Consider the following 26,651-nt stretch of genomic DNA (forward strand, 5'->3'; position numbering starts at 1 on the left):
TCATCTCTTTACCATTGGCTGTGTGCCATTATGTGCGTTAAGAATCGAGATAAAGGAGCAGTTAAGGACGAAGAATGCTAGAAAAAGATATAGCACTTTTCTAATAATCACCCTTTGTGATTCCGGTTCCAGTTTGGCAACGTTTCCAGACTAATGGAGGGGGTTTTCGGCGAAAAATTTCCTGGGAAGACTAAGGAGGAGTCTCGGGCATGCCCGTGAGTTTTTATATCTCCAAGACATCGTCTCCTGCGCCGACGATCTTAAACTGAGAGCTCTACAGATGAAACGTAGCGGATTCACGTTGGTCGAATTACTGGTTGTTATTGCCATCATCGGCGTTTTGATCGCCTTATTGCTGCCGGCAGTGCAACAAGCCCGCGAAGCAGCCCGCCGGATGCATTGCAGCAACAATCTGAAGCAACTTGGATTGGCGATGCACAACTACCACGATACCCACGGTAAGTTGCCTGCGATGTCTGGCGGCACGATCTCGAACAGTGCTCGTCTGAGCGGCTGGGTAGGTTTGTTGCCGTTTATCGAACAGTCGGCTTTATACGATCAAATCGCCAGCGGTAACGGAACCCATACGCCGTTTGGTCCGAATCCCTGGGATAACTTCGCCCCCTTTCGGACTGCACCGCTTTCTGCGTTGCTGTGCCCTTCCGAATCGGCCGATCCGGTTGCTGGTGGTATCGCCGGTTCGAACTACGCATTTTCGATCGGTGATTGCTCGCGACACATGCGAGGAGCGACCGATACGGTTCCGCCATCTCCGTCGCGTGGGATCTTCTCGCAGTACAATTACTGCGGCTTTAAGTCGATCACAGATGGGTTGTCAAATACCGTTTTGCTGAGTGAGCGAGGGTTAGGCGTCAGCGGCTCGCGAATGTTGAAGTCGTCGGTTGCGGTCACCGGCACCCCTTGGATCGGCAGTACCTGGGACGATATTAATCCCAGCGTTTGTTACGCACTTCGCGGAGGCAACGGAGACTACGCTAGTTCGGTCAGCAGTCTCTACACGGTGGGTGGTCGGCGTTGGACCGATGGGTGCGTCAACTTCCTGGGGTTTGCGACGATTCTTCCACCGAACGGCCCGAGCTGTTCGCGTAGTGGCCAAGACTGGAAAGAAAGCATCATTTCCGTTTCGAGCTATCATCCCGGCGGCGTGGAAGCGGTTTTCGCCGATGGATCGGTATCATTTATCTCTGACACGGTCGATTGCGGCGACCTCTCCAAGTCAGTCGCTGTCAACGGAGGGTCTTCTCCGTACGGCGTCTGGGGCGCATTAGGCTCGAAGTCGGGCCAAGAAACTGCGACCCGTCCTTAACAGCGATTACTGGGTGCAGAAGAGCGGTTTGGGCCAGGCTGGGTCATTCCCGACTGGAACATGCGGCGAACTAGTTTCTTCCTTCGACGGTCATACAACGGTCTTTGTACTATGAAAAGTTATCGATCTTATTGGGCCGTGGCATTGCTGGTCGCTTCACTAGCCGGTTGTTCACGCAGTCCCTATTTAGAGGGCGCCGCCCAAACGATTGTCACCGTCACCGTCGACGGCGCTGCGGTCGATGGCGCGGCGGTCGTTTTTTCTCCTGACCACGAAGGCCGTTCAGCGACTGGATTGACCGATGCCGCTGGAAGGACCGAGATGGGAACCATCATGCCGGGCGATGGCGTTTTCCCCGGCAGCTACAAGATCACCGTCTTCAAGTCGATCGACGATCCCAAGGCGAAACCCGCCGCAACGGATGAAGATGCTGCTCGCGGTCGCTACGCATCAGCGCCCCAGCTGTACTTGGTGCCGAAGAAGTACATCGATCACAAGACATCACGGCTATCGACCGTTGTGGTGGCCGATCAGGTCAATGAAGTGGTGTTGGATCTGGATAGCAAATAATGCGTATGAGTCGGCAGAAAGCATCATGCTGAGATGGAAGTTGCTACGGTCGTTAGTTTCGGCTTCCGGCCGTTTGCGTTTCTCCCCTCACGCACTAATCCGCTGATCATGCCCCAGCTGTTCTAACTGCTCATCCGTCGGAAACTCGGTCACGCGGTATCGCGGCGGATAGGTTTCTAGATCTTCTAACAGGTCGCCGACGATTGACTCCATCTTGCTCCAGGAGGCCGACGCGACTGTTCCTAGGCGTCCTGGATCGCCGAACAGTACGTAGTCGGTCTTGGGGAGTAGCGATGCGACATCGCGTGTCCAGACGCTGTAGGTGAGGATGTCGTTCGACTCGTTGGGTTTGATCGCCGTGTATGAAGCGACGAAGAGGTCGATTCTTTCCTCCTCCAAGACTGCTTCCAGCATCGATTTCTGCTCTTCGTACTCACCCAGCAGCGATTGGACCTCGTACTCGCGGAAGCGTGGATAGAGAGCGTGCGTGCGAGCGGGGAGCCATGTTTCCCACTCGCCGTCGACCAATCGAACGGGAATCGCGCTGATGGGGCGCGGATCGCTGATGGATTGTTCGATTAGATCGAGCATCATCGCTAGTCCTTCGTCATCGTCGCTGCCGACGACGAGCAGAGAATCGCGATTGGGCGCGACCGCGACCGGGTCGCCAGTCAGCTTGAACTCGCGGATGTGGTCGATCAGCAGCATTCTGGCGGCGTCGTAACTGTCGCCGCTGGTCAATGCGTACAGCTTTTCGCCGACCACGCCGACGACAAACTCGGCGTCTTCTAGGTTGTGCTTGGCGATCTCCATCACCTCGTAGAGCGAGACCCCCCAACTGTCGAGCAGTTCCTGGTCAATTGCCCGGATCGACTCCGGCAGATCAAAGACCGGGGCCGCAAGCAGGTGCCAGCCTACATCGACGTAGGGAAGTCGCAGCGGGGGACCGCCGCGAAAGTGCTGTTCGAGCCGGAGCATCTCGAAATAGGCTCGGCTGCGGACCACCGGGCGGATGTCAGGCCGCGCGTCTTCAAAGTCTTCAGGGACTTCTTTGCGGTAGGAGAGCAGGGCCCGAGTTGCTTGCGATAGGAACTCGTCTCGATCCGCTTTGGCGACGGAGCAGAATTCGGCGTACAAGTTGTTGAGGTTGGCGACGCCCGATTCTTCACCGTTTTCATAAAAACGGAGTTGGAATTCTGCTTTGTGAAAGACGATTTCCTTGGTTTCGCCGGCCGCGCGAATCCGGTTGATCAGCAATTGGGCGAAGCGTTCCTGCTTGGAGGGGCCAAACAAAAAGTCAAACATACCCATGCCAAAAGCTCCTGCACTCAGGTCAAGTCGCGATCGTGCGCTGGACCGCGGGTCTTGATGTCGCTGCCCCCAATGTCGCCGATCCCTATGTCATCGTAGTGTGGGCTCTTGCGGGGTTGTTGGCAAGAAACCTGACCGCTACAAGGCGCGACGGTAGCGTTTGGCGCGGCTCTTGAGGCTCTTGGGAGGCTCTGCTTTCGGCTCTTCGACCACCATGCCGACTTCTTTTTCGCCATCGGGGCCAATCGCCATCGCCGCCGGGCCAGGTCCTGTGTCGACGTCGGTCCGTTCATAAGGAGCGAAGCCAGCCATCTCGTCCCGGATTAACAGCTTGTCAATTCGGACTTCGATTCGGGTCAGCTCGTTCCCCTCTTCCGGCGTGACAAAGGTGTAGGCGATCCCTTCTTTGCCCATGCGTCCGGTGCGGCCGACGCGGTGGACGTAATCGTCCGAGAATTCGGGAATGTCGTAGTTAATGATGTGCGACACGTCCGAAATATCGATGCCGCGGCCAACGACATCCGTTGCGACCAACACGCGAAATCGACTCGCTTTGAAATCCGACAGCGCTCGGTTACGCGCTCCCTGCTGCATATCGCCGTGGATGCAATGGACCAACTTGGTCTTTTTGGCGAGCCGCTGGGTAATCCGTTCGGTCCCGCGCTTGGTCCGGCAAAAGACGATCGCCTTTTGCGGCTGTTCGCGTTTGAGTAGCTCGACCAGTAGATCGAACTTCTTCGAGTGGTCGACGGTAAAGTAGCGCTGCTCGATCGTCTCGGCCGAGATGTTGGTTGGCGAGAAGTCGACTTTCTCGGGATCGCGCATGTACCGCTGGGCCAGTTTTTCGATCGGCGGCGGCACGGTGGCGCTCAGCAGCATGGTTTGACGATCTTCAGGGCACCGTCGCAAGATTTTTTCGATGTCTGGACGGAAACCGATGTCGAGCATGCGGTCCGCTTCGTCCAGGACGACAGTTCGCAGCATTTCTAGTTGAAGCGCCTTGCGGGTCATCAGGTCGATGACGCGACCCGGCGTGCCGACCACAATGTGGGGCGCCCGTTTCAGCTTTTCCATTTGCGATCGCAGCGGTTTGCCGCCGTAGACGGCGACCACGTTGATCCGTTGCCCGTGGGTTAGCTTGGCGATTTCGTCGCGTACTTGCACGGCCAACTCGCGGGTTGGCGTCAGGATCAATGCCTGAGGATTGCGCGAATTGGGGCCATGCTCAAGACGTTCGATGATCGGAATGCCGAAGGCGGCCGTTTTTCCGGTGCCGGTGCGAGCCTGGCCGAGCACATCTTTTCCCTCGAGAGCCAAGGGAATGATTGCGGCCTGAATCGGCGAGGGTTGAATGTAACGAGCGGCGGCGAGTGCGGCCTTCATTTCCACCGACAGAGCCATGTCGGCGTAGTTGATATCAGCCATCTGGGACAAGGGAAGCTCTATTCAGTCAAGGGCTGCGTTCTAGAAATATAAGCCTTCTAGGATAATCGAGTCAGCCGCTAGCGACAATCGGCAAAATTCGGCCCAATGGGGGCTTCTGTGGTTGAATTGCAAAAAAATAGGCCGAGCCGCTATCTCGCACATTGCGGGATAGCGGCCCGGCCTGTCTCGTCGTAACGGGCATTCCCGGGAGGGAATCAGCTTTATGCCATGCGGTTTGAGGCCGCAGCGTTAGCTAAACGTTGTAGCGTTCGCTAGACCCTTAGGTGGTCGGAGTCGCCGGAGCGGCCGCGGCTTTCGCCTTCTTGGTGGTCTTCTTCGGCGACTTCTTGGCTACCTTTTTAGTGGCGGCCTTTTTCGGCGATTTCTTGGCGACCTTTTTGGCAGGCGCCTTCTTCGGCGATTTCTTTACCGCTTTCTTGGCGACCTTTTTGGTGGCGGCCTTCTTCGGTGACTTCTTGGCGACCTTTTTAGGGGCGGCCTTCTTCGGTGCAGCTTTCTTCTTGGTTGCCATCTCCGTGGCTCCTCAAGTGGTAGCGCCCATCTTCTGTAGTGAACTGCTCCTTGGGCGCTAGGTAGGGGGAGCAATTCGAAGGATCAAAGTAACGAATCGAAGCGACCGGCAGTTGGATTTGGCCGTCCGTTCTACGGCGCTGCGATTCGATCAATAGTCTTGAGGACGACTTACACGCGGACGTTTTTGGCGACTCTTTTTTGGTCGATCGCGGATGCAGTTTGCGAGCGTTAAAAATGTGTCACGTTAGCGTGTCCGCGCATTGAAGCAATTTCAACTCTTTTTCGTCAAGGTGAATTATCGTACTTGGCTTACGAATTGTTCAGAAAATTCTCCGCAAGCGACTCCGAACAGCCAACTTTCAACAAAGAACATGCTTTGCAGGACGCGCTTGCGGTGGTCGTAGCCCAGTCGAGATCGAACTACACTAAATAAATCGTTTCTTTCCACTCGCGTTGTTTTTCCCTCGCAGCATTCATGTCGGACCGGCTCAACGAATTCCTCTTACAACTTTCTGGCGCGCTGCCTGACAACGGTTCAAACAGCGGGGATCCACATCGCTTTCATTGGATCGCCGTTGCTGACGAACTCGAAATCAGCGCCATCCTGATGGCGATCGAGCATCTTCCCGCTGACCTGCCAAAACAGAGTCGCACCTCGCTCGACACCGCGCTTAACTTGGTCGCAATGCGGCTGCGCGATGACCCGGATTTGCCGCTGCAACTGATTCCGCGGATCGCCGCGCTGTATCGTCGTTGGGGCGCCGAACACCCGCTACGGCATTTGCTCCTCCCCTGGCTTACCGCCAATGGAACGATTGAAGCGCTCAGCGAATTTGCCGATCTGATCGCCGTTGATCCGCCCAATCGCACCGCCGCCGCCGCGGTTGGCTTTGCGCCGCTGATGCGCCACGCCGATTTCAACGCCGAGGCCCTCTATCCGCGCCTGCTCGATGCGCTGCAACACCTTAGTGTCGCTGCTCTCGTTTTGGATCTCTCCAACTTTTTGTTTCGCACCGGTCGCTTGACCTCGCATCCCGCCGCCGGCGTCAGCAGTCAGTTGATTGATCTGCTGGGCGGCATCACTACACGACTGGGTCGCCTGGAAGAAACCAGTGAGCTGACCCCCGAAAAGCTGCAAGTGATGCGGGCCCAAGTCTCGGAAGGGGTCGCAATGGCGGTCGCTTTGTGTGATGCGTTGGCCCTGATCGGTGACAAAAACGCGATCGGCAAGCTCAATCAGGTGCTGGATCTGAGTCATCGCCAGTTGCAGTGCGAAGCGGCCGCTGCGCTGGCGCGCATGGGAGTCGAAGACGGGAGCAAGCATCTGGCCGAGATGGCCAAGCACCCCGTCGTTCGGCTGCGAGCTTTGAAATTTGCCGAAGAGATCGACCAACTTGGATTGATTGAACAAGAGTGGAAGTCGCCGCTCGCTCGCGCCGAAGGTGAATTGGCTCTCTGGTTGTCGCAAGAAACTCAATTTGGTCTCCCCCCGCACGAGCTTGAGTTGGTGGACGAGCGCGAGTTGGCTTGGCCCGGTTTTGACGATCCACAGACCTGCTATCTGTTCAGTTATGCGTTTCACATGCCGGCTGGCAGCTTCCATTCGCTAGGGATGGTCGGCCCGCTGACGCACAGTTTTGCCGCCGATCTGACTCCCTGGAAGCCGGAAGATGCCTATGCGGCCTTCGCTGGTTGGCAGGCCGAGCATCAAGATATCTTTGAGTCGGAGCCCGGCGAATGGCAAGCTGCGCAACAGCAACTGGCCGATTCCCTGGCTGCGCGGTTGCTGTCCGAAGGTTACGAGGTGATCCAGATCATCAAACTCGGCTACTTCTTCAGCGACGTCCGGCTGATCGCCGTAGTGCGTCAGCAAGGGGGTCTGCCGGGCGTTGCCGTCGCTGATCTGCGAACCACGACGTTCTATACCAGCGCAGGGACCGATCGCCCTATCGGCCCCCACGAAGCCTACATGATGCACAAGGGACGCGAACTGCTGGCCTCGTTTAACCCCAATACGTTTGGGATGTAAGCGGCGGCGAATTCCAAGTCTTCAATCGGAAACATGACTCATGGCGATCGTTTTGCGACTTGGTCTGGTTTTGGTCGTTGCTGTAGCCATCCTGCTGTACGGCACGTCTGGAACCAGGAGTGAAGTTCCGCCTGATCTCGATGCCCATTTTTCGACCTCTCGAGCACTGATGGAGGTAGAGCGGAACGTCTATAGCTATCGTGACGGCGAGGATCGTGTCCCCGGCGAGACGATCGAAGAGATCGTCGCCAACTTGGAGACCTTTGGCGCCAAGTTTGAAGCGGAGCAGGTCGACCTGCTGCACAAAGGCGTTGACGGTTGGGGCAAACCGCTGATCTTGGAAAAGCAGAGTGAATCCAAATGGGTCCTTCGCAGCCGCGGCGCCAACGGCATCGACGACCACGGCAGCGGCGACGATATCGAGCGCGCGTTCAATCTGGCGCCGTATAGCGAATCAGAGGCCGAGTCCGGGAATTGCAACTGCGGCCAATCCGAGCCAGCCAATTCGTCCGACGATCCCGATGGGCCACACCCAACGCCAGCCGAAGCGTAGGGCACGCTACTTCAGGTCATTCACCGGGATCACAATTTCACCCAAATCGGTCACTTGGCCCGGTTCGATCTTGATCTGGCAATGGCCGCGGCGGTCGGTCGTTTCTCCGTTAATTTTCAATCCCGGCAGGTAGCCTTTCGATTCGTGCCAGAAGGCGAAGGTCCAAGTCCCCGCTGGCAGCTTTTCGATGGTGAACGTGCCATCTTGGGCGGTTGCCGCGGCATAGGGAGAGTCACGGATCAACAGCCAAGATCGCATCCAGGGATGGATCGAACACGACACAGGAGCCGGGATTGGCTCTTGCTGTTCAAACCTTTGGATTTGGGTCTCGCCGGCCGAGACCAGCCTGTTGAATGACTTATGAAAACCGTCGATTTTGACGTTGTGCGCGATTGGATCGCGGTTGCGCAAATGAACCGGGCGCTGGGTCCAAATTACTTGTACATGCGGCGTATAGACACAGGCCAGGTTGTCCAGGTTGATCGGCTTCTCGGCCAGTTCAAGATAGTCGGGATGCGGGTCGGGCGCCGTCTCGTCGCGATTGGGTGCGATCCACACGGCGACGTTTTTCAACTCCCCGTTGGCCCCTACGATCAACGTTTCGTCCCGAATCGCACCGCCGCAAACGGCAGGACGAAGCAGCACTGCCTGTGGAGGCGCTTTGCCTTCCACCACGAATTTGCCGGTCAGCGTTCCCCACTGGGAAGTCTGAGCCTGAGCTGATTGGATCGCCAGCGCGACAAGCAATAGTGCGAGTAGTTTTGTACGCATGAGGATTGATTGCTCCAGAAAGCGGAAATCGGACCGGACTGCGGCGTTTTTTTTGCGTTGCGAGTTTTCTTTGTAGCCCGAACGCGCGAGCGAGGGAAATGTGGTTGCAAGGGAATGACTAATGTCGAAATCCTAATGTCTAATAAAGCGTGAATAGGTGATCCACCGGACCGGACTGGACTCCACGTATTTTTTTTCTGAGCGGCAGGACCGTGGACGGGAAGGTGTCGTTTTTCTCGTTGCAGCGATTAATGGCTAAGGACTCGTCACGCGCAGCAAACTAACCCGCCAACTTCTCTCGAAGTTGCCGATCTTTACGACATATCGCCTGCCAAAAGAGGCGAACGGACTGCATGTCGCGTTAAAAGTGTTAGTCAAGAATAACAAAATGCTAAATCTTTGTCAATGGTTCAGCTTTGCCAGCCGACGGAAAATGGGGGCTGGCAAGCTCGGGCGAATAGAGCAGGCAGGCGATTTCACCCCTTAAAAAACAGCGAGAGAGGGTTGTGCGGTAGATTTCTAGCGGTACAATCAATGCAACTGAGACTCAGTATCATAGCCAGCCCGCCTTGTGGATCGAGCAGCCAGCTAACCGCGAACATTCTGTTCGTACTCGAACCACCTTACGTTTTACGCGACTTTTCTGCGGAGAGCATGCTCAAGCAGCAAGCTTCTTCTGGGCTAGGCGTGCCCTAGGCAGGGGGAGTCAGGCTTGTCCGCTTTTTCCGCGGGTGAGTTTATTCAAGGGCGTTGCGATTCTCCGTGGAGAGTTTGGTCGCGAAAGCTAATGGTGGTCCATCGGTGAAACATGACATCCCCAGCGGCGAGGTTTCGAGCAATGGATTGCTCTTACGTCGTGAGCTGTGGGTGTCCGCTGACTTCATCCGTTTCGATGTTGCTGCCGTTTTTCTGTTTCGCGAAGAACCAACAAGGAGTTAACGCATGTATCGCTCAAGCCAGTTTTCGTCACGCCGATTTCAGCACTCCGGCTTTACGCTGGTCGAGTTGCTGGTGGTCATTGGGATTATCGCCGTTTTGATCGCGTTGTTGCTGCCGGCGGTGCAGCAAGCTCGCGAGGCGGCTCGGCGTTCGAGCTGTACGAACAACATTCGCCAGGTTGGACTGTCCTTGCATATGTTCCATGACACTTACAAGCACTTTCCGGCGGCAGTCAAAAACTATGAAGAGATCGAGATTCGTCTGGCCGCCGACGAAGGTCGTGATCCGACGCCGACTTATCCCACCGGTTTTATCTCGCTGTTCCCTTTCATGGAGCAAGATGCGGTGGCTCAGAGATGGGATCCGACCAAGACCCGCAATAACGCCGACGACGATGATGGAGATGGCTTCTCGAATGCCTCGCTCCAGCAGATCATTGTGCCAACGCTACTGTGTCCGACAATGCAGTTGCCTTCGGGGCCGTTGTACGGTGCAGAGAATCGAGCGCCTTGCAGCTATATCTTCAGCTCGGGGACCGTCGATTCGATGTACTTTACCTATTATAGCTATTTCCCTCCCTATACTGAGTCGCGCTTTGATGGAGCAATACCGCCGGTCCGGCTTGTCAAACAGGGAACCCAGAATGATAGCCTGAATCAGTCGTACTCACGAATGCGGGATATCACGGATGGAACCAGCAATACTTTTGCTCTGGGAGAAACCGACTTCGCTCCGAATGGAACTCCCTCGATGACGTTGGGAGCCACTTGGTCTTACGGTTACATCTACACCAACGGCAGCACCTTCTCAAAACTGAATGCCAACAAGCAAGACGGAAGCTCTCCCAGCTATGGCGCTTTTCGGAGCGAGCATGTCGGGGGCGGTCAATTTCTGATGACCGATGGTTCGGTGCATTTCCTGAGTGAGACGATCGATTTTGACCTCTATCAGGATCTCTCGACTCGTGATGGCGGCGAAGTGGTGACGCTGCAATAGCCGAAAGCGGTTCTCGGCGAGTCACTTTGCTTTGTCATTTACTATCGGCATTCAACCGGGATTTGCATCAAGTCGTGGGGCGTCCTGCCTGGACTGATGGAAACCCGCTTCTATCGACGACATGATCGCCCAGGCGGTGGTTTCCATCGCAGCCTGGGCGCTCTGGAGATTGGGAAGGGAGAGTTAATATGATGACTAATTCGCTGCGAATCGCGCTCGCGATGGTTGCTTTGTTTGCCTGGTCAGGCTGTGGTGGAGAGGGGGCACCTGTCTCTTCGACAGAGCAACCGGATTTGTCGCAAGTTCCGCTGACGCTGGAAGTGTGGAATACGCTCGAGGAAGGCCCCGAGAAATTTGATCCACCGCTGCTGATGCGACTACGCCGAGAAGAGCCGACGCTACGTGATGCAAAAGCCTGGAAGGCGTTTTACAACAAGGTGGTTCTGCCAGGCGTCCAGGGCGTTACGTCGGGGGAAGAGAACGCAAATAAGTAGTGTTCGTTGGGCGGTGACTACCCAGCGCAATAAAAAAACGCCGCTGGGATTAAGCGGCGTTTGTTCGATTCGCAGATCGCTTATTTCTCGCTTAACGCGGGATCGTGTTGGACTGTTTGTTGCGAGGGGCCAAGCCGAGTGGGACGTTTTGAACCCCTTGGCGTTGGCCGAACTGTTGTTGGCCGGGTGCGGCGGCGACTTCTGGTTTTTCGACCACCTTCTGCCAGCCTGAGGGCAGGGTAGGTTCGTAGAACGCGCGACGGAAAAGGTTCAATTGCTGCACGTTCAGCGCGATGTCGCCTTGGGCGAAGGTTTTGCGGTTCTGGAATTCGTAGGCGGTGCGAGTTTGCACCGGCGGCTGGGCGTAGGGGTTCCAGTTGCGGTCGAAGACCTGGATCGCGACCGGTAAAAACTCGGCCTGATCGATCACGATTTCGACGTGATGAAAGTTTTGGGAGTCTTCCAGATACTTGGGCCAGGCTTCGAGCCAGTATTCGGTTTCGTTGCCAGGCGGCGTGGTGACGCGCAGCCAATACCGCGCGTTGATCTCGGCTTTGTTGGCGCCAAACATAAACGGCAGCGGACCATGTTTGATCGCTTGGCCTTGCTGCTCAGGAGGCAACTGACGCTCGATCAGTTGTTTTTTTGGCGCGTTGTACTCAAAGATCGATTTGCCGTCGCAAACCCAATGTTCCAGAAAGTCGCCGGGGACCGGTTCGTAGGTTGGGGGTGCGCCTGGCTGCGGAGCGGCTCGAAATTCGTCGAGCTTGGTTAGTTGGAAGCTTCCCTTGTCGGGGTTCTCGTATTTTAGCGCGCCGGTGGCGAATGTCTTGTGATCTTGAGCGGGGCCGAAGACCGAGTCGTACTCCCAGCGATTGAACTGGCATTCGTACTGCTGCACTTTGCCGCTGCGAAATTCCCAGAACGAAAGGATCTGGTCCAAGTACTGCAGGTGCTGCGGCGTCAATTCGGCGACCCATTGCGGCTGCGGCATCTGCGGCGGAGCAGGGCGCCGCTGAGGAGCTTGGCCAGGCTGAGCTTGTCCAGCAGGGATGACGGGAGCTTGGGCCTGAGCGGCAACCGAAAAGGTGACCAAGACCAAGGTCGCGGCGGCGAAGATTCCGTTCTTCATTCGAGGCGTACCAACGTGCAGGTGATTTCTAGCGGTCACGGCGAACATCCCTGTCGCTGTGACGCGGCAGGGCGCATCGGGGGAGAGGCCTACCGCAGCCGGCAAGTTTAACAGGCAGCCGAGCGACGACCTAGAGCAGATTTCGCCCTCCCGCGAGGGAGCTGGAGGAGCAGGGTATCACGCGCGAGCAGCTGGGATGAAATGCCTGTAGATTTCGTAGGTTGGGTGCAGCGGAGCGAAGCCCCACAATCCGCTAGCAAGGCCACAGGAGAGTGGAAAAACGCTAGCTAGGCGGATCGCCGTTAGAGGGCCGTTTGCTGCTCGCCGACGGTCAGACGCTGGTCGATCTCGGCTTTTTGCTGCTCTTGCGTCTCAACGAACTTTTCTCGCAACGTTTGGACAGAGCGATAGGTGCGGCTCACTTCGGCCAAGACGGTCTTGAGATGCGTTTGTAGGCGATCGTTGAAAGCGGAGATCTCTTCTAGTTCTTTCGTGACATGATTCAGGTCATTGTCGAGCGAAGTGCCGAGCATCTCGCGACGCTGTGACACATCTTGCGTGCGGGTGATCTGGGCGTCTGTCAGGGCGATTTCGGCCTGATAGGCGGCGGTCTGATCACGAATGCTGTTGAGCATTGAGTATGCGAAGCGGAACTCGCTGCTGAAGTCGTGCAGCGGACGAAGATAAATGTCTTCTTCGATTTTCACGGTGCCATCGGCGGCCAACTCGGCGGCGGTGGTCGTATCGAGCAAGGTCGTGTCCCCTTGTTTGAATTCGGTCGGAGCTCCCTGTTTCAAATCGGGAGCAACGGCCAAACCTGTAGCCGACTCAAAGTTTTCACGCGGTCCGGCGACATCGGAGTCCGAGTCGACTTCGACCGAGTGATCTTTTAGAAAGGTGACTCGTTTCCAAACGGTCGCCGGCGGATCGTTAGGATCGGCCGTTTTGCCGCTGCGGGCGAACTGTTGCTTCAGCGCGTCGGCAACTGCGGGGTCGGCGTTCACAATCTCGAAGGTCTGAGTGATGATTTGATCAACCTCAGGCTGCGTTAATTCGGCGAAGATCTCGCGATTGTCGGTCGGCATCTGGTCATACAACGACCAGCGGCCGCCCACGTTGATCAATTGGGCCTGCTGCGGGCTGAGCGGCAGCGCCGGCTCGAGCGTGACGTTGGGGAAGTTGGTCATCGTCACGATGAACTCGCCCAGGTAAACGCCGGGGAGCACAATCCCGTTGGGGCCGGGGACTTCGCCAAACGCATACAGCACGGTATCGATGGCCAGCGAACGATCTTGCGTTGGCGCCGGAGCCATCGGATTGGTCGGATCAGGCTGCAACGTGGGCATGACAACTTCGACTCGGTTTTGCGCCAATTGACCTGCCCGACATCCGCGCCAGACGCGCCCACGCGCATGCATGACTCGTTTGAGTTCGGCATTAGCAGTCAATATCGAACCGAGCGGATCGTCGGTCGAGACCAACTTGCCGGTCAATTGGTTAATCGCGGCGCCGGTTTGCAGCACTTCGACTTCAGCGGCAAGACGCGCATGGATCTCGGCTTTGTTTTCAAAGTCGGTGCGCCACGCGGCTTGGGTTTTTAAGACCAAGGAACTGAGCACGAGAAACGCGAACGCTGCAAAGAAACAGCAGAACGTTGCTAGCACAGTGACGATATGCCAAGTCTGGAAATTGAGATACGACAAGATCCCAAAGACCAGCACCAGCACCGCGATCACGATGTAGAAAATTGTCATGTCAGATCTATTGGCTCGGAACGGATAAGTAGCCGGAAGTGACGCCGTCAAAGATAACGGGTCCTTCTAGTGTAATTCCTATGTCGGCTCTCAAGCGGAAATTCTGCCGAAATCGAGGGCGCATAGGATGCGACGATAATAGACTGGGAAAAATGGGCAGTCAAGTTTGTCTGGTCCGGGTTAAATCCCTAACCTATTTCTAGCTTAGCACTTCCGTCGCTGAACGACGCAGATTTCGTCCAAGATTCAGGGCAGGACCCCCCTCCGGCGGCTATTTGCGGATGTGCGCTGGGCCGGCGATCGGCTTTCTACGGACGGCGGCGAATCTGCCTGAATGATTCAAGTGTGAACGCTTGGCGAGACGAATCATCCCCTCGGGGAATCGTTTTATCCGAAATGATTCATACGATCCGACTTCGTTGGGCTGCTTGCCTGATGATCACCGAAAGCGCAAAGGAAACGGCATGCAGGCCGATCAATCGACCGCGAGTCGCTGGCGAATCTTCGCTCGTTTGGCCGAATCAACAGGCCGGCTCGACCAATTGGTGCGACGCGCTTTGGCCGATGCACTTTCTCAGGCTCAGTTAAGTGAGAACGAATTTTTGGTGTTGGCCGCTTACGAAGCGCAGGCGAATCCGCCTTCGCAGCGTGAACTAGCCGATCGCTTGGCGGTTTCGCCGGCACAAATCAGCGCGATTGTCGAACGGTTGCGGCAGCGCGAATGGATCGACTCGCAGCGCGATCCGCACGACCGTCGCCGCCAGCAGTGGAGATTGACGGAGGCCGGCATGCAGATCGTGCATACCGCCGGTGAAGCGATCGCTGCGCGCTGGACCGAACTGGACGAAGTTCACCAATGCTCTCCGTTGGCGGCCGAAGCGGTTCACTATGCTGCGTTGTTAAATCGCGCGACGATTGCTCCCGCCGCCTCTTCCGGCTCCTTCCAGTCTGCTCCTGTCACGCCATCTTCCTCAGCAGCCGAGCGCGCGGCTTAAGATCGGAAACGAGTTCATGAAACGACAATACGACCTGATACGACCTGGATCGCGCGGCGGCGCTGTGGCGCTGGCTGCTGCATTATTGGCGTCGTTCATTTTGGTCGCCGGCTGTTTTCGAACACGCGGTTTTTATCATGAACAAGCCGATGCCGACGCCTATTACCTGATTGATCAAAAAGCGAGCGATCCACGGTGGGAACTGCCGGGCTACTCGGTGTATCCCAATCCCGAGTCGCGGATGTACGACGCTTATTCGGAAGATTTTCCGCCGCAACCGCTGGACGATCCAACAGCGAACGAGCTGATGTACTATGTCGATGGGAAAAAGAACTATCAAAAGTGGACCAAAAATGGGGTGATTGCTTCGGTCGAGAATCCGGCTTGGTTGGCTTATCTGCCGATGAGCAGCGATGGATCGTTGTCGCTGAATGATGATCGGGTCGTCGAATTGGCACGGCTTAACTCACGCGACTATCAGACCGAAGTCGAAGATCTGTATCTCTCGGCGCTGGATGTCAGTTTCCAGCGGTTTCGATTTGATGCGCAGTTCTTTGGCGGCTACGAAACGATTTTTACGGCCGACGGACCGCAGCGGAGCGGAGGAGGTTCGCATAGTCAGTTGCAAGCCAACACGCGTAACATCCAGATGGAAAAGTTGTTCGCCACCGGGGGTGAGCTAGTCGTTGGTTTTGCGAATCAGTTGGTCTGGGAATTTTCGGGACCCAATACCAACACGACCAATTCGCTGTTTGACTTTTCGTTGGTTCAACCGCTGTTGCGCGGCGGCGGACGCCGAGTGGTTTTAGAGCAATTAACGCAGTCCGAACGCGATCTGTTGGCCAACGTTCGCCAGATGGAACGCTATCAGCGCGGTTTTTATCTAGAAATTGTCGCTGGACGTTCGGCGGGACCGGGACCCGGCCCTGGGGGAGTCGGCTTGCCTAGCATCGGCTCGAGCGGTGCGTTCTCGGCCGGCGGCTATATGGGACTGCTGCAAACGGAGCAGAACATTCGCAACCAAGAGTCAAACATCGCCGGACTGCGCAGTAGTTTGACGCAGTTGGAATCGTACTTTGAATCAGGACGGATTGACTCGTTTCAGGTCGAGCTAACGCGTCAGGCGCTGTTTCGAGAGCAAAGCTCGCTGTTGTCAAATCGGGCTTCGTTCGCCAATCGCTTGGACCTATACAAGATCAATCTCGGCTTGCCGCCTGATCTGCCGGTTACTTTAGAGGTGGATCCGTTTTTCAATCAGTTCAATTTGATTGAGCCTGCGTTTACGCGGGTGCAAAACCAGTTGACTGATTTGCAGGTCGAGCTGGGCGAATCGGTGATCGGGATGTTGCCTGATCCGAGAGGACTTGAGCTTGATCCCAACCAACAATTGACGCCAGAGCTGATTTGGAACGAACAAAATCAAGCAACCTTCGCCGGGATCGTAACGAAGCTGGAGATGATTCAAGAGCTGCGCGGCCAAGTCACGACCGAGTTTGCGCCGCTGGTCGCCAACGATGTTGATGCGCTGCGTGAGATGCTGCCGCAGCGAGTGAACGAACTGACCGATATTCAACGGCAATTGGCCGAGTATGGATCGCAAAATGGCCAGCCGACCACACAAGAGACAGTTACCAACGGCGTGCTGAGCACGGGGCGGCTGACCCGCTTGCCGGATCAGTTGGACGCAATTCAGAACGACTTGGGAGCCGACTTTGAGTTGCATGAGGAAACGCTTGACAATCTGATTGAAGACATCCGAAAGCTGCAGGCAGATGCGCCCAATCTGACGCCAGAGGCCTTGTTTAAGCGGGCGCAAGAGGAAGTCTTTGGGCAGGCGCCCAGCGAGATTTCGTCATTGATCAGCGATGTACTGGGCTTGTCGCTGGTGCAGGCACGCGCTCGGACCGAATCCATCACATTGACCAACGTCGAGATCAGCTCAGAAGACGCGCTGGACATTGCTCGGCAAAATCGCCGCGACTGGATGAATGCGCAAGCGGCGCTGGTCGATTCGTGGCGCCAGATCGGCTTTTTCGCCAATGATCTAGAAGCCGATCTCGATGTCGTCTTCTCAGGCGATATCGGCAATCTGGGGAATAACCCGGTCAAATTTAACTCAGACAATGGACGACTGCGAGTTGGTCTGCAATGGGACGCGCCGGTCACGCGACTGCAGGAGCGGAACAACTATCGCGAAGCGCAGATCGCCTATGAGCGGACGCGCCGGCAGTACTATGAGTTTCGGGATCTTGTCTCACGCGGGTTGCGCGACACGATTCGTACGATTGACGTCAATAAAATCAACTTTGAGCTGCGTCGTGCTGCGGTGCAAGTGGCGATTTCGCAGGTGGAGCGTACGCAATTGCGTCTGCAAGAACCATCGAAGCCGAATCAAGATCAACAACGGTTTGACTCGTCGACCGCGCGCGACTTGATCAACGCGCTTGATAGCTTGCTGAGCGCCCAGAATGACTTTTTGGGGGTAGCGGTCAACTACGAAGTTTTGCGGCGCAGTTTGGATCTCGATATGGGGACGATGCAACTGGATGATCGCGGCATCTGGATTGATCCCGGTCCGCTGGATGCAAAGTCTTGGAATCAACGCTCGCAACGACTTAGCGGAAATGGAAGCGGAGGCGAATTGATCGAAACCCCCAATCCTGCCGATGCGGTGATGCCGATTAATCCGCAAGAAAATCGTGCGCATGACGGTGGGTTGGAAGTGTTGCCGCCAGAGTTGCGACCGCCGCTGCCCGCTGCCGAAGATGGCATCTTAGAGGACGTGATCCCTCCGCCCGAAGCGCGGTAGTCGACTTGGTTTGCGGCGATATCGCGTGATTATTGGGCCAATAATGCCATTTTTCGCAGGATCTTTGTGGTACTTCTTTAGAAGGGACCGAGCCGGCGTGTTTGGTAGGATAGCTCACTGAAGAAAAATGATTTCTAACGAAACCCTTGGCCTATCAAGGGGTTAAAGTAGTTTGCGGCACGGTTGTCGCGAATCAGCGTACTGCGCATCGGAGGGATTGATGGCCGATTTTTGCGGGTGACTTACTATCACATCTCGGCTACAATGCGAGGGCATCACGCCCTGCCTCCATCCCACCCACTCGCATGCAAGCACGCGTGCGACCCTCCCTACGAGCACACGATGACAGCATCAAACACTGTTCATTCGCTAGTGGTCTCGGCCAACAGCCGTCGAGGATTGACGACGCGTTTGGTGGTTGTTTCACTGGCTATCGTTAGCGTCGTTGTCGGCGCGGCGTTCTATTGGAATCGACCTTCTGACAAAGGCGTCGTCGCTTCGAACGAGTTGTTTCATACGATTGAACGCAGCGCTTATCTGCATGATGTCGTCGAACGTGGCGAGGTCGAAAGCGCGGTCAATGTCGAAGTGAAGTCTGAAGTGCGTAGCTATCGCACGATGAACGCTTTCGAGATCTTGTGGGCGATTGAAGAGGGCGCCGCCGTCAAAAAGGGAGACCTGCTGGTTCGGCTTGATTCTTCTGCTTTGGAAGAAGAGCACACGCTGCAACGGTTGGATGTGACGCAGTCGATCGCATCGCTGGCTAAGGCCGAGAACGAATTGGCCGCCGCAGAAATCGGCATGAACGAATACGTGCTCGGAACGTTTGTCGAAGAACTGAACGAGATCGAAAGCGAAATCACGCTGGCCGAAGAAAACGTCCGCCGCGCTGAAGAATACCTGCTGTATAGCGGTCGCTTGGCCGCCAAGGGATATGTGACTTCGCTGCAATTGCAGGGAGATCAATTCGCGCTGAAAAAGGCGAATATCGAGCTCAAAAAGTCGCAGACCAAAAAGAAGGTGCTGCAGGAATACTCCAAAGAAAAAAAGATCAAAGAGCTGGACAGCGCTATCAAAGTTGCCGAAGCCGATCTAGAAGCGGCCAAAGAAAAGCTGGTCTTAGAAAACAAGATGCTCCAATTCTTTGATGAGCAGATCGCCGCTTGTGAAATCCGAGCTCCGCAAAACGGTCAGGTGGTCTACGCCAATGTTTCGAGTGGGCGTGATTCGAGCGACTTTGTGTTGGAGCCAGGCTCCAAGGTTCGTGAACGCCAGACGTTGATTCGTCTGCCCGACTACGAAGCGATGCAGATTGTCTGCGACGTCAACGAATCACGCATCGCACTGATCGACAAAGGGATGCCGGCTTCAATCAAGCTGGACGCCTACGACAATATGGAACTGATGGGCGAAGTCATCCACGTCAACGAATATCCGACGCCGGGTCACTGGATGAGCTCTTCGGTCAAGAAGTACGCGGTCACCGTCAAAGTATTGAACCCGACGATGCAGATTAAGCCGGGGATGACCTCACAGGTTTCGATTCATGTCGAATCGTCAGCCGACGAGCTGCAAGCGCCGGTACAGTCGGTATACGAGCATGACGGTTCGCACTTTTGCTTTTTGCGAGACGCCTCGGGGATGGTGAAAGCTCGACGTGTTGAAATTGGCTCGAACAATAGCCGGTTTGTCGTCGTGACCAAGGGATTGCAGCCAGGCGATCAGGTCGCAATGAACCCGCGTGGATTTTTGGATAGTATCGAACTGCCGGCGGTCGCGACCCCTGCCGAAAAAATTGCGGCACGGTTTGATGAAGTCAATCGGCGTGAAAAGTCGACCGCCGCGATCGCAACCACGGCTGCGGCGGCTGTAGAGACTAGCGCCGACGTAGAAACGACGCAAGCTTCGACCAGCGAACAAGCCCAGAAGCCGACCGACGCTCAAGTCGCCGATGCGGCGACGACAACCGCGACCGTCGCCGAAGAGCAATCGGTTCCGCGAGAACGCCAACGCGCCGCTGGAGGCGGCCAGTGAAATTTGCCGTTCAGGTCGACGACCTTCGGAAGATCTATCATCTGAAGGGGGAGACGGTTCACGCGCTGCGCGGCGTTTCGTTTGATGTCCCGGAAGGGGACTACGTCGCGATCATGGGAACGTCTGGGTCCGGTAAAAGTACGCTCCTTAATCTGCTGGGCTGTCTTGATCGTCCTTCGCACGGCAGTATTCAGCTGGGAGGGAGCGACACCAGCAAGTTGAGCGATGATGAGCTTTCCTTTTTGCGAGCGTCCCGCGTTGGGATCATCTTTCAGGCTTACAATCTGATCCAGCAGTTGACGGTGCTGGAGAATATCGAAGTGCCGCTGTACTATCGCGGCAAGGTTTCGCAGGCGGATCGTCGTCGCTGCAAAGAGCTGGCTTTGATGGTCGGGCTGCAAGGGCGTCTCGATCATCGTCCGATGCAACTTTCTGGCGGTCAGCAGCAACGCGTCGCCGTCGCGCGTAGCCTGATCAACAATCCAGAATATATCTTGGCTGACGAACCGACCGGCAACTTGGACTCGCGCACGACCGAAGAGATTCTGGCGTTGTTTGAGCGTTTGAATAACGAAGGACGCACGATCATCTTGGTGACGCACGAAGATGACGTTTCTGAACATGCGCGCCGCGTGATGCGGCTCTCGGACGGCGAACTTGCCGAAGATCGTTTGATCGAAAATCGTCGTTCGGCGATGGCGCCTTCAGCCTCTTAACGCGGAGCGGGACAATATGCTCAGCCTGCGAGTCTGGAAACTTGGCGTCAAAAGTTTGCTGCTGCATCCAATGCGGTCGCTGTTGACGATCTTGGGAATCTTTATCGGGGTCGCCAGCGTGATTTGGCTGGTCGCGATTGGTGAAGGAATCAGTCTCAAAGCGCAAGAGCAGATCGAAGGGCTCGGCGCCGAGAATGTCTTGATTCGCAGCGTGAAACCGCCGGCCGAAGCAAACACCAGTGCGCGGGGGATCACCCCTTATGGTCTGACGCGTGATGACCTGCAACTGTTGGAAGAGACGATTCCGACGGTGGACATTGCGATTCCGATTCGCGAAATTCGCCGTGAGTTCAGCTATGGCCCGACAAGTATGTTTGGGCGGTTGGTCGGTTGTACGCCGGAATACGCGGATGTGACTCGTCTGAAGATTCAGTCAGGACATTTTATCTCGGATGCCGAGGTCAGCGGACTCGACAACGTCTGCGTCTTGGCGGCGGAAGTTGCGGAACGACTGTTTGGTTTCGCCAATCCGCTGGGGAAGAAGATCCACATCGATGCGGACTACTACACGGTTGTCGGCGTACTCAAATCACGTGCGGCGACGGCGGCGATCGGCGGCAGCATGTCGGGGCAAGAATTTAGCAAGGATGTCTATATACCGATCTCGACCCTTTGGCAGCGCATCGGCGATCAGGTGATGACCCGCCGCAGCGGTAGCTTTGAGGGAGAGATTATCGAGCTAAATCAGATCACGCTACGGATCAAAAAAGAGAGCGGCCTGTTGGACGTTCCGGCCGTCTTAGCGACTGCCGACGTGATCCGCAGCAGCCTGGCCCATCATGAACGGGCGAAGGACATTTCGGTCGTCGTTCCATTGGAGTTGCTCGAACAGTCGCGTCAAACGCGGTTGATGTTTATGGTCTTTATGGGGCTGATTGCGGCGATCTCGCTGTTGGTCGGCGGTATCGGGATTATGAATATCATGCTTGCTACCGTGACCGAGCGTACCCGTGAGATCGGCATTCGACGCGCCATCGGCGCCAAGCGGCGCGATATTGTTCGCCAGTTTCTGGTCGAGACCATCGTCTTGTCGGTGGTCGGGGGCTTAACCGGGATTTTGGGAGGACTGTTTTGCGTGCCGGCGGTCGATCTGATCCGCTGGGGCGTGCAAAACTATGACCCCGAGATGATTGCGAGATTGCCCGATTCCATCCGTGACGTTCGTCCGCAGATCGTGCTGATCTCGATTCCGATCGCGTTTGTGATTTCGGTCATTGTCGGCATTGTCTTCGGCATTTACCCGGCTCACCGCGCCGCCAATCTCGATCCGATCGAAGCGCTGCGTCAGTAGAGTCAGCCGGTGGCGCAACTGTTCGTTGCTCCCGGTGCGTCTACAATAGAGCGAATTGACTTCGAATGACGAATGTCTAAAGCCTAATGTCTAATACAGAAAGTAATCGCTTGGTTCTTCATTAGACATTAGGCTTTAGGCATTCGTCATTTCTACCCACCTTGGATCGCGTTATTTCGACGACCCCCATTATGCCTGAAGCTCCGCTGACGATCGCCTCGATAACCGCCGGCAGCGCCGGAATGTTTTGCGGCAGTTGCATGCGCGACAATACGATCGCCAGGGCGATGCATCGAGCTGGTCATGACGTGCATTTGATTCCGACTTATACGCCGATCCGCACCGACGAAGAGAATTTCAGCGATCCGAATCTCTTTTACGGCGGTATCAATGTCTATCTCGAACAGGCGATTCCCGGCTATCGCTTTTTGCCCAGTTTTGTGACTCGCTGGCTGGATCGCCCGGCGATTATTAACTGGGCGACTTCCCGTGGAATTGAGACCAGCGCCAAAAATCTAGGAGCGCTCACGCTGTCGATGTTGCGCGGCGAGCATGGTAATCAACGCAAAGAAGCGGAGCGATTAGCCGATTGGCTGGCCGATTCGGTCAAGCCGCAAGTGATCAACTTGTCCAACATCCTGATCGGCGGGTGCATTGGCGCGATTCGTCGCAAAGTCGATGCGCCGCTTGTTGTCACCCTGCAAGGCGATGACATCTTTCTGGATGATCTGCCGGAGCCGTTTAAGTCGCAGTCGCTGACCGAGATCCGCAAGCTGGCCGCGCAGGTTGACGCGTTCGTCGTCTTTAGTCGCTATTATGCGGACTATATGGGGAAGTATTTCCAGGTTCCGCCCGAGAAGTTTCGGATTGTGCCGCTGGGGATCGACGTGGCGGACTTTCCGCTTGAGCTTGCGCAAAATCGTCCGCTGATTTTGGATCGTCCGCCCACCCTCGGATACTTGGCTCGGCTGGCGCCAGAAAAAGGGTTGCACTTGTTGGTCGACGCGTTTGTGCAATTGCGTCAAGCGCCCGGCATGGAGAACGCCCAGCTCAAGATCGCCGGCTACTTGGGGGCACAGCACAAAAAGTATGCCGACCAGCAATTCACCAAGCTGGAGGCTGCCGGGCTGGGGGACGCCTATCGGTATGTAGGAGAAGTCGATCGGCATGGCAAAGTGGAGTTTTTGCATTCGATCGACGTCCTGTCGACCCCGACGATCTATCACGAACCCAAAGGTCTGTTTGTGCTCGAAGCTCTTGCCGCCGGAGTTCCGGTCGTGCAGCCATCGCATGGCGCCTTTCCTGAACTATTGCTCGCGACCGGCGGGGGGCATCTCGTTCCGCCCAACGATGCAGCGGCGCTGGCCGCTAAGCTGACCGAAGTGTTGGCGAATCGCGAAGCAGGACGTCAACTAGGTATGGAAGGCTGTTTGGCAGTCCATCAGCGCTTTCATGCAGACGCGGCGGCGCAGGCGACGATCAACGAGTATCGGCTACTCTTGCGTCGGTAGTTCAGAGTTGGCGAGATTCTGTTCTGCAGAAACAGCCGCCGAATTTTCTTCCGGCGGTCCCCAGCGAAACGGTCGCGACTCTTGCACCGAAGAGTTAGTCACTTCGCCGCTTTCGAGATCGACCGCATAGTATTTACGTGGCGCTCCTGACGGCGAGCCAAACTGAGCGTTGTCGTTAAAATGGACGCGCACAAAAGTGCGTCGGCCATCAAACCCGCGGATTTCGCCGCTATGCATGTCTTTGACCGGGCGCCCCGTCGTGCGTTTGGCGAACTCAATCGCGGCGGCGATTAGGCGACGATCCGGCGGAAAACTAGCGAGATAGACCCCGCGCAGCAGAAGCAATCCCGCGGCGACCGCTGGGATGCCAAAGACGATCCACATTCCCCAATGAAACACGTGAATGATTACCTGCGAGCAACAGAGCGAGGCGAAACCGACTATTTTACGCGAAAATCAAGCGTTGCGGCAGTTCGGTGAGCAACTGCTGTGGTCAAAAGTGGAAATGGTTGGCTGGCCTCAGCTAGAATAACGTCGGTCCCCATTCCCCATCCTTGGTTCAGCTCAGGAAACGTTATGCGAAGTTGGAATGCAAGCTATTGGTTGCCGGCGCTGGTAGGTGGTTTATTGCTCATGCTGGGGACGGCGGCGCATGCCGCTGAAGCAATCAGCGGCGAGGCGAAGCCGCGGACCGAGATTTACAAGACGGTCGACAAGGTCGAACTGACGATGCACATCTTTGAGCCGACCGGGCATGCTGCCGATGCCAAACGCCCGGCGATTGTCTTCTTTTTTGGAGGGGGCTGGAACAGCGGCTCGCCAACTCAGTTTTTCCCACAGTGCGAGCATTTGGCGAAGCAAGGGATGGTCGCTATGGCGGCCGACTATCGAGTCGCATCGCGTCATCAGGTGACTGCCGACGCTTGTGTCGCCGACGCAAAGAGCGCCATTCGTTGGGTCCGTGCAAACTGCCTACGTCTGGGAGTGGATCCCGAGCGGATCGTCGCCGGCGGCGGATCGGCTGGCGGTCATTTGGCGGCCTGTACGGCGGCGATCAGCAACTTTGACGAGCCAAGCGAAGCAACACACGTAAGCAGTCGCCCCAATGCGCTGGTGCTGTTTAACCCGGCGGTGATTTTGGCGCCGGAGAAATCGTTGCCGCCGAGCGTGCAAAAGCGCCTCACGGGCCTTTCCAAGCGAATGGGGACCGAGCCGGAAAATCTTTCCCCGTATCACCATCTTCACGCGAAGATGCCGCCGACGATTATTTTTCATGGGAAAGCGGACGAAACCGTTCCGTATGTGACCGTCGAAAAATACTCTGAAAAAATGCACAGCCTGGGCTGTATGTGCAAATTGAGCGGCTATGAAAAAGCGGGGCACGGCTACTTTAATTACGGGCGAGGGGACAAAACCGCCTATCGGGAAACAACCAAGCAAATGACGCAGTTTTTGCGGGAGAACGGGTTTCTGTAGTCATGCCCCCCATCGAAGCTGGGAGATGTCGCCGATTGAGCCTCCGCGAGGCTACTATTTGCCGCGGCTGGGTGGTTGCCGGCTAGAATCGATCCGCAAACCGCTTACGATTGAACGATTACGGCTTGACGATTTACCTTTAGCGCGAGATTCTGCGTGCCAGCATTTACGCACCACATTTTCATTTGCGAAAATCGTCGCGATGCGGACCATCCCCGCGGCTCGTGTGATCCCCAAGGTCATGGCGACCTCAAAGACGCTTTGAAAAAAGAGCTGAAGCGTCACGGCTTGAAGGGGGAAGTCCGCGCCAACAGTGCGGGTTGCCTGGATCAATGCGAATGTGGGCCGGTGTTGGTGATTTACCCGCAAGCGATCTGGTACGGAGCGGTGACGCTTCAGGATGTGCCGCGGATCGTCGCCGAGACGATCGTGAAAGGTCGCGTGCTTGAGGATTTGCAAATACCGGCAGCCGCGCTGAATACGAAAGGAAAAGTTTCTTTCCAGCGTTCTAACTGCCAAGGTTGCGACGGCGCCGCAGGAACAAGTGAGTAATCGATGAGAATCGTAGTATTGGGCGCCGGAACGATCGGATCATGGATCGCCGACTTGATGTGCCGCAATCGCCACAGCGTGACGGTGGTCGATCGTGATCCAGACAAGGTCCGCCGTTTAAATAATGAGTTGGACGTGCGCGCCTTGTGTGGTTCGGCTTCGGAGTCGGCCATCTTATTTCAGGCGGACATCTTGGGTTGCGATCTTTGTCTTTCGGTCACCGGCGACGACGAGGTGAACATCGTCGCGGCGAGTATGGCCAAAGCGATGGGAGCACGCCGCACCGTCGCGCGGGTGTACGGTCGGGTCTTTCGTGACTTGAGCACATTTGACTATCAGGAACATTTCAAAATTGATCGCCTGCTCAGTCTCGAGCATCTATCGGCGATTGAGTTCATCCGCGGCATTCGTACGCCTGGCAGTGCGGTAATGGAAAACTTCGCGCGCGGCGAATTGGAAGTCCAGGAGATCGTGTGCGGCGAAGCGACGCGCGCCATGGGGCAACCGCTGAAGACATTAGAACTGCCGCGCGGTTCGCGGATCGGCACGATCCAGCGTGACGGCAAGATGTGGATCGCGGGGGCCAACGATGCAATCGCCGCTGGAGACCGTATCACGGTGATCGGCAGTCGAGATAACATCGACGAAGCGAAAGGGAAGTTTCAGGCGAAGCCAGACGTGCGGCGTTCAGTCGTGATTGCCGGCGGCGGCGAAACCGGCTTGCACTTGGCTCGCATGCTGGAAGGGCATCGCTTCAACGTTTCGCTGATGGAGACGAACAAAGAACGCTGCGAGTATCTCTCGCGGTTGCTGGAGCATACGACGGTGATTTTGGCCGATGCGACGCGACGCGTGGTGCTGGAAGAAGAGCGAATCAATGCGTGCGACGTTTTTGTCGCCTGCACCGGCGATGACGAAAACAACATCATGGCCTGCGTCGAAGCGGGCGAGCTTGGCGCTCCCCAGTTGATGGCGATCGTCCAGCGTCCCGACTACGCCAACGTTGTCAACAAGCTTGGAATCAATTTGGCCGTCAGTCCGCGTAACGTGATGGCGCGGCAGGTGCTGGGATTCTTAAACAGCGGGCCGATCGTGACTCGCAAGCAGATCCCCGGCGGTAGCATTGCAATTGTCGAAATTGAAGTGCTGGCCGGAGCCAAAGCGACTGAGCATGTATTGGCGAATCTGAAGTTGCCGCCGCAATGTTTGATCGCCGCGGTGATGTCCTCGGATTATGTCCGCGTGCCGACCGCCGACGATCGGTTGAGCCCAGGCGACACGGTTATCGCGCTGGTGGAAGACGGCGCGGTCGATACGATGCTCGAATTGTTTCACACCCATGGTCGCTAGCCTCCACAGAGCGCCGCAAGAC

Annotated in this window: 22 protein-coding genes; 15 read left to right on the forward strand and 7 right to left on the reverse strand. The window is 56.2% G+C overall.

The window, feature by feature from the left end:
• The first annotated feature begins 280 nt into the window (after positions 1-280).
• Both SH421x_RS01660 and SH421x_RS01665 read left to right on the forward strand, forming a co-directional pair.
• The gene (locus SH421x_RS01660) at positions 281-1,327 is read left to right on the forward strand and encodes a DUF1559 family PulG-like putative transporter (RefSeq protein ID WP_488853570.1); all 1,047 of its coding nucleotides are present in this window, start codon (positions 281-283) and stop codon (positions 1,325-1,327) included.
• A gap of 111 nt (positions 1,328-1,438) precedes the next feature.
• Positions 1,439-1,897: a hypothetical protein gene (locus tag SH421x_RS01665; RefSeq protein ID WP_488853571.1), complete on the forward strand. Its 459-nt coding sequence runs from the start codon at positions 1,439-1,441 to the stop codon at positions 1,895-1,897.
• Between the two features lie 87 nt (positions 1,898-1,984).
• Here the strand turns inward: SH421x_RS01665 and SH421x_RS01670 are convergent, their stop codons facing one another.
• The 3 genes from SH421x_RS01670 to SH421x_RS01680 form a co-directional block, all read right to left on the reverse strand.
• Positions 1,985-3,208, reverse strand: coding sequence for a DUF1444 family protein (locus SH421x_RS01670; protein ID WP_488853572.1), 1,224 nt, complete (start codon positions 3,206-3,208; stop codon positions 1,985-1,987).
• Between the two features lie 138 nt (positions 3,209-3,346).
• Positions 3,347-4,633 carry a DEAD/DEAH box helicase gene (locus SH421x_RS01675; protein ID WP_488856504.1) on the reverse strand — a complete coding sequence of 429 codons (1,287 nt, stop codon included), beginning with the start codon at positions 4,631-4,633 and terminating at the stop codon, positions 3,347-3,349.
• A gap of 280 nt (positions 4,634-4,913) precedes the next feature.
• Positions 4,914-5,165 (reverse strand): hypothetical protein, encoded by a 252-nt coding sequence (locus tag SH421x_RS01680; RefSeq protein ID WP_488853573.1) that lies wholly within the window; start codon positions 5,163-5,165, stop codon positions 4,914-4,916.
• A gap of 477 nt (positions 5,166-5,642) precedes the next feature.
• Here SH421x_RS01680 and SH421x_RS01685 point away from each other — a divergent pair, with 477 nt between their 5' ends.
• Positions 5,643-7,196, forward strand: a complete 1,554-nt coding sequence (locus SH421x_RS01685; RefSeq protein ID WP_488853574.1) for a HEAT repeat domain-containing protein — start codon at positions 5,643-5,645, stop codon at positions 7,194-7,196.
• Positions 7,197-7,236: 40 nt separating this feature from the next.
• Entirely contained in the window at positions 7,237-7,749 is a 513-nt protein-coding gene (locus tag SH421x_RS01690; RefSeq protein WP_488853575.1) for a hypothetical protein, read from the forward strand.
• Positions 7,750-7,755: 6 nt separating this feature from the next.
• On the opposite strand, the gene SH421x_RS01695 is transcribed toward SH421x_RS01690, so the two are convergent.
• On the reverse strand, positions 7,756-8,520 hold the full coding sequence (locus tag SH421x_RS01695; RefSeq protein WP_488853576.1) for a cupredoxin domain-containing protein: 765 nt from the start codon (positions 8,518-8,520) through the stop codon (positions 7,756-7,758).
• A 942-nt stretch (positions 8,521-9,462) separates the two neighbouring features.
• On the opposite strand from SH421x_RS01695, the gene SH421x_RS01700 reads away from it, so the two are divergent.
• Positions 9,463-10,455: a DUF1559 domain-containing protein gene (locus SH421x_RS01700; protein WP_488853577.1), complete on the forward strand. Its 993-nt coding sequence runs from the start codon at positions 9,463-9,465 to the stop codon at positions 10,453-10,455.
• A gap of 188 nt (positions 10,456-10,643) precedes the next feature.
• Positions 10,644-10,949, forward strand: a complete 306-nt coding sequence (locus SH421x_RS01705) for a hypothetical protein (protein WP_488853578.1) — start codon at positions 10,644-10,646, stop codon at positions 10,947-10,949.
• A 91-nt stretch (positions 10,950-11,040) separates the two neighbouring features.
• On the opposite strand, the gene SH421x_RS01710 is transcribed toward SH421x_RS01705, so the two are convergent.
• Positions 11,041-12,120: a TIGR03009 domain-containing protein gene (locus SH421x_RS01710; RefSeq protein ID WP_488853579.1), complete on the reverse strand. Its 1,080-nt coding sequence runs from the start codon at positions 12,118-12,120 to the stop codon at positions 11,041-11,043.
• A gap of 263 nt (positions 12,121-12,383) precedes the next feature.
• Entirely contained in the window at positions 12,384-13,835 is a 1,452-nt protein-coding gene (locus tag SH421x_RS01715) for a hypothetical protein (protein ID WP_488853580.1), read from the reverse strand.
• A gap of 464 nt (positions 13,836-14,299) precedes the next feature.
• On the opposite strand from SH421x_RS01715, the gene SH421x_RS01720 reads away from it, so the two are divergent.
• From SH421x_RS01720 to SH421x_RS01745, 6 genes are all read left to right on the forward strand, one after another.
• A complete protein-coding gene (locus SH421x_RS01720; RefSeq protein WP_488853581.1) occupies positions 14,300-14,830 on the forward strand; it encodes a MarR family winged helix-turn-helix transcriptional regulator in 531 nt (176 codons plus the stop codon).
• Positions 14,831-14,846: 16 nt separating this feature from the next.
• Positions 14,847-17,639, forward strand: coding sequence for a TolC family protein (locus SH421x_RS01725; RefSeq protein ID WP_488853582.1), 2,793 nt, complete (start codon positions 14,847-14,849; stop codon positions 17,637-17,639).
• Between the two features lie 342 nt (positions 17,640-17,981).
• Positions 17,982-19,673, forward strand: a complete 1,692-nt coding sequence (locus SH421x_RS01730; RefSeq protein ID WP_488853583.1) for an efflux RND transporter periplasmic adaptor subunit — start codon at positions 17,982-17,984, stop codon at positions 19,671-19,673.
• Positions 19,670-20,389 (forward strand): ABC transporter ATP-binding protein, encoded by a 720-nt coding sequence (locus tag SH421x_RS01735; RefSeq protein WP_488853584.1) that lies wholly within the window; start codon positions 19,670-19,672, stop codon positions 20,387-20,389. Before SH421x_RS01730 ends, SH421x_RS01735 begins: the two co-directional genes overlap by 4 nt.
• Before the next feature lie 16 nt (positions 20,390-20,405).
• Positions 20,406-21,740: an ABC transporter permease gene (locus tag SH421x_RS01740; protein WP_488853585.1), complete on the forward strand. Its 1,335-nt coding sequence runs from the start codon at positions 20,406-20,408 to the stop codon at positions 21,738-21,740.
• Positions 21,741-21,931: 191 nt separating this feature from the next.
• Positions 21,932-23,251: a glycosyltransferase family 4 protein gene (locus SH421x_RS01745; RefSeq protein WP_488853586.1), complete on the forward strand. Its 1,320-nt coding sequence runs from the start codon at positions 21,932-21,934 to the stop codon at positions 23,249-23,251.
• Here SH421x_RS01745 and SH421x_RS01750 read toward each other — a convergent pair.
• Complete coding sequence (locus SH421x_RS01750) at positions 23,234-23,650, reverse strand: hypothetical protein (RefSeq protein ID WP_488853587.1); 417 nt, start codon at positions 23,648-23,650, stop codon at positions 23,234-23,236. The genes SH421x_RS01745 and SH421x_RS01750 overlap by 18 nt on opposite strands.
• Positions 23,651-23,827: 177 nt before the next feature.
• Between SH421x_RS01750 and SH421x_RS01755 the strand changes: the two genes are divergently transcribed.
• The 3 genes from SH421x_RS01755 (at position 23,828) to trkA (ending at position 26,629) form a co-directional block, all read left to right on the forward strand.
• Positions 23,828-24,727: an alpha/beta hydrolase gene (locus SH421x_RS01755; protein WP_488853588.1), complete on the forward strand. Its 900-nt coding sequence runs from the start codon at positions 23,828-23,830 to the stop codon at positions 24,725-24,727.
• A gap of 156 nt (positions 24,728-24,883) precedes the next feature.
• Complete coding sequence (locus SH421x_RS01760) at positions 24,884-25,279, forward strand: (2Fe-2S) ferredoxin domain-containing protein (protein ID WP_488853589.1); 396 nt, start codon at positions 24,884-24,886, stop codon at positions 25,277-25,279.
• 3 nt (positions 25,280-25,282) lie between these two features.
• Entirely contained in the window at positions 25,283-26,629 is a 1,347-nt protein-coding gene (gene trkA / locus SH421x_RS01765) for a Trk system potassium transporter TrkA (protein ID WP_488853590.1), read from the forward strand.
• Positions 26,630-26,651: the final 22 nt, after the last annotated feature.

The organism is Blastopirellula sp. SH421, from assembly GCF_057808535.1.

Coding starts and splice junctions, on each gene's coding strand:
- SH421x_RS01660 (WP_488853570.1), top strand. CDS start 281: ATGAAACGTAGCGGATTCACGTTGGTCGAATTACTGGTTGTTATTGCC.
- SH421x_RS01665 (WP_488853571.1), top strand. CDS start 1,439: ATGAAAAGTTATCGATCTTATTGGGCCGTGGCATTGCTGGTCGCTTCA.
- SH421x_RS01670 (WP_488853572.1), bottom strand. CDS start 3,208: ATGGGTATGTTTGACTTTTTGTTTGGCCCCTCCAAGCAGGAACGCTTC.
- SH421x_RS01675 (WP_488856504.1), bottom strand. CDS start 4,633: ATGGCTGATATCAACTACGCCGACATGGCTCTGTCGGTGGAAATGAAG.
- SH421x_RS01680 (WP_488853573.1), bottom strand. CDS start 5,165: ATGGCAACCAAGAAGAAAGCTGCACCGAAGAAGGCCGCCCCTAAAAAG.
- SH421x_RS01685 (WP_488853574.1), top strand. CDS start 5,643: ATGTCGGACCGGCTCAACGAATTCCTCTTACAACTTTCTGGCGCGCTG.
- SH421x_RS01690 (WP_488853575.1), top strand. CDS start 7,237: ATGGCGATCGTTTTGCGACTTGGTCTGGTTTTGGTCGTTGCTGTAGCC.
- SH421x_RS01695 (WP_488853576.1), bottom strand. CDS start 8,520: ATGCGTACAAAACTACTCGCACTATTGCTTGTCGCGCTGGCGATCCAA.
- SH421x_RS01700 (WP_488853577.1), top strand. CDS start 9,463: ATGTATCGCTCAAGCCAGTTTTCGTCACGCCGATTTCAGCACTCCGGC.
- SH421x_RS01705 (WP_488853578.1), top strand. CDS start 10,644: ATGATGACTAATTCGCTGCGAATCGCGCTCGCGATGGTTGCTTTGTTT.
- SH421x_RS01715 (WP_488853580.1), bottom strand. CDS start 13,835: ATGACAATTTTCTACATCGTGATCGCGGTGCTGGTGCTGGTCTTTGGG.
- SH421x_RS01720 (WP_488853581.1), top strand. CDS start 14,300: ATGCAGGCCGATCAATCGACCGCGAGTCGCTGGCGAATCTTCGCTCGT.
- SH421x_RS01725 (WP_488853582.1), top strand. CDS start 14,847: ATGAAACGACAATACGACCTGATACGACCTGGATCGCGCGGCGGCGCT.
- SH421x_RS01730 (WP_488853583.1), top strand. CDS start 17,982: ATGACAGCATCAAACACTGTTCATTCGCTAGTGGTCTCGGCCAACAGC.
- SH421x_RS01740 (WP_488853585.1), top strand. CDS start 20,406: ATGCTCAGCCTGCGAGTCTGGAAACTTGGCGTCAAAAGTTTGCTGCTG.
- SH421x_RS01745 (WP_488853586.1), top strand. CDS start 21,932: ATGCCTGAAGCTCCGCTGACGATCGCCTCGATAACCGCCGGCAGCGCC.
- SH421x_RS01755 (WP_488853588.1), top strand. CDS start 23,828: ATGCGAAGTTGGAATGCAAGCTATTGGTTGCCGGCGCTGGTAGGTGGT.
- trkA (WP_488853590.1), top strand. CDS start 25,283: ATGAGAATCGTAGTATTGGGCGCCGGAACGATCGGATCATGGATCGCC.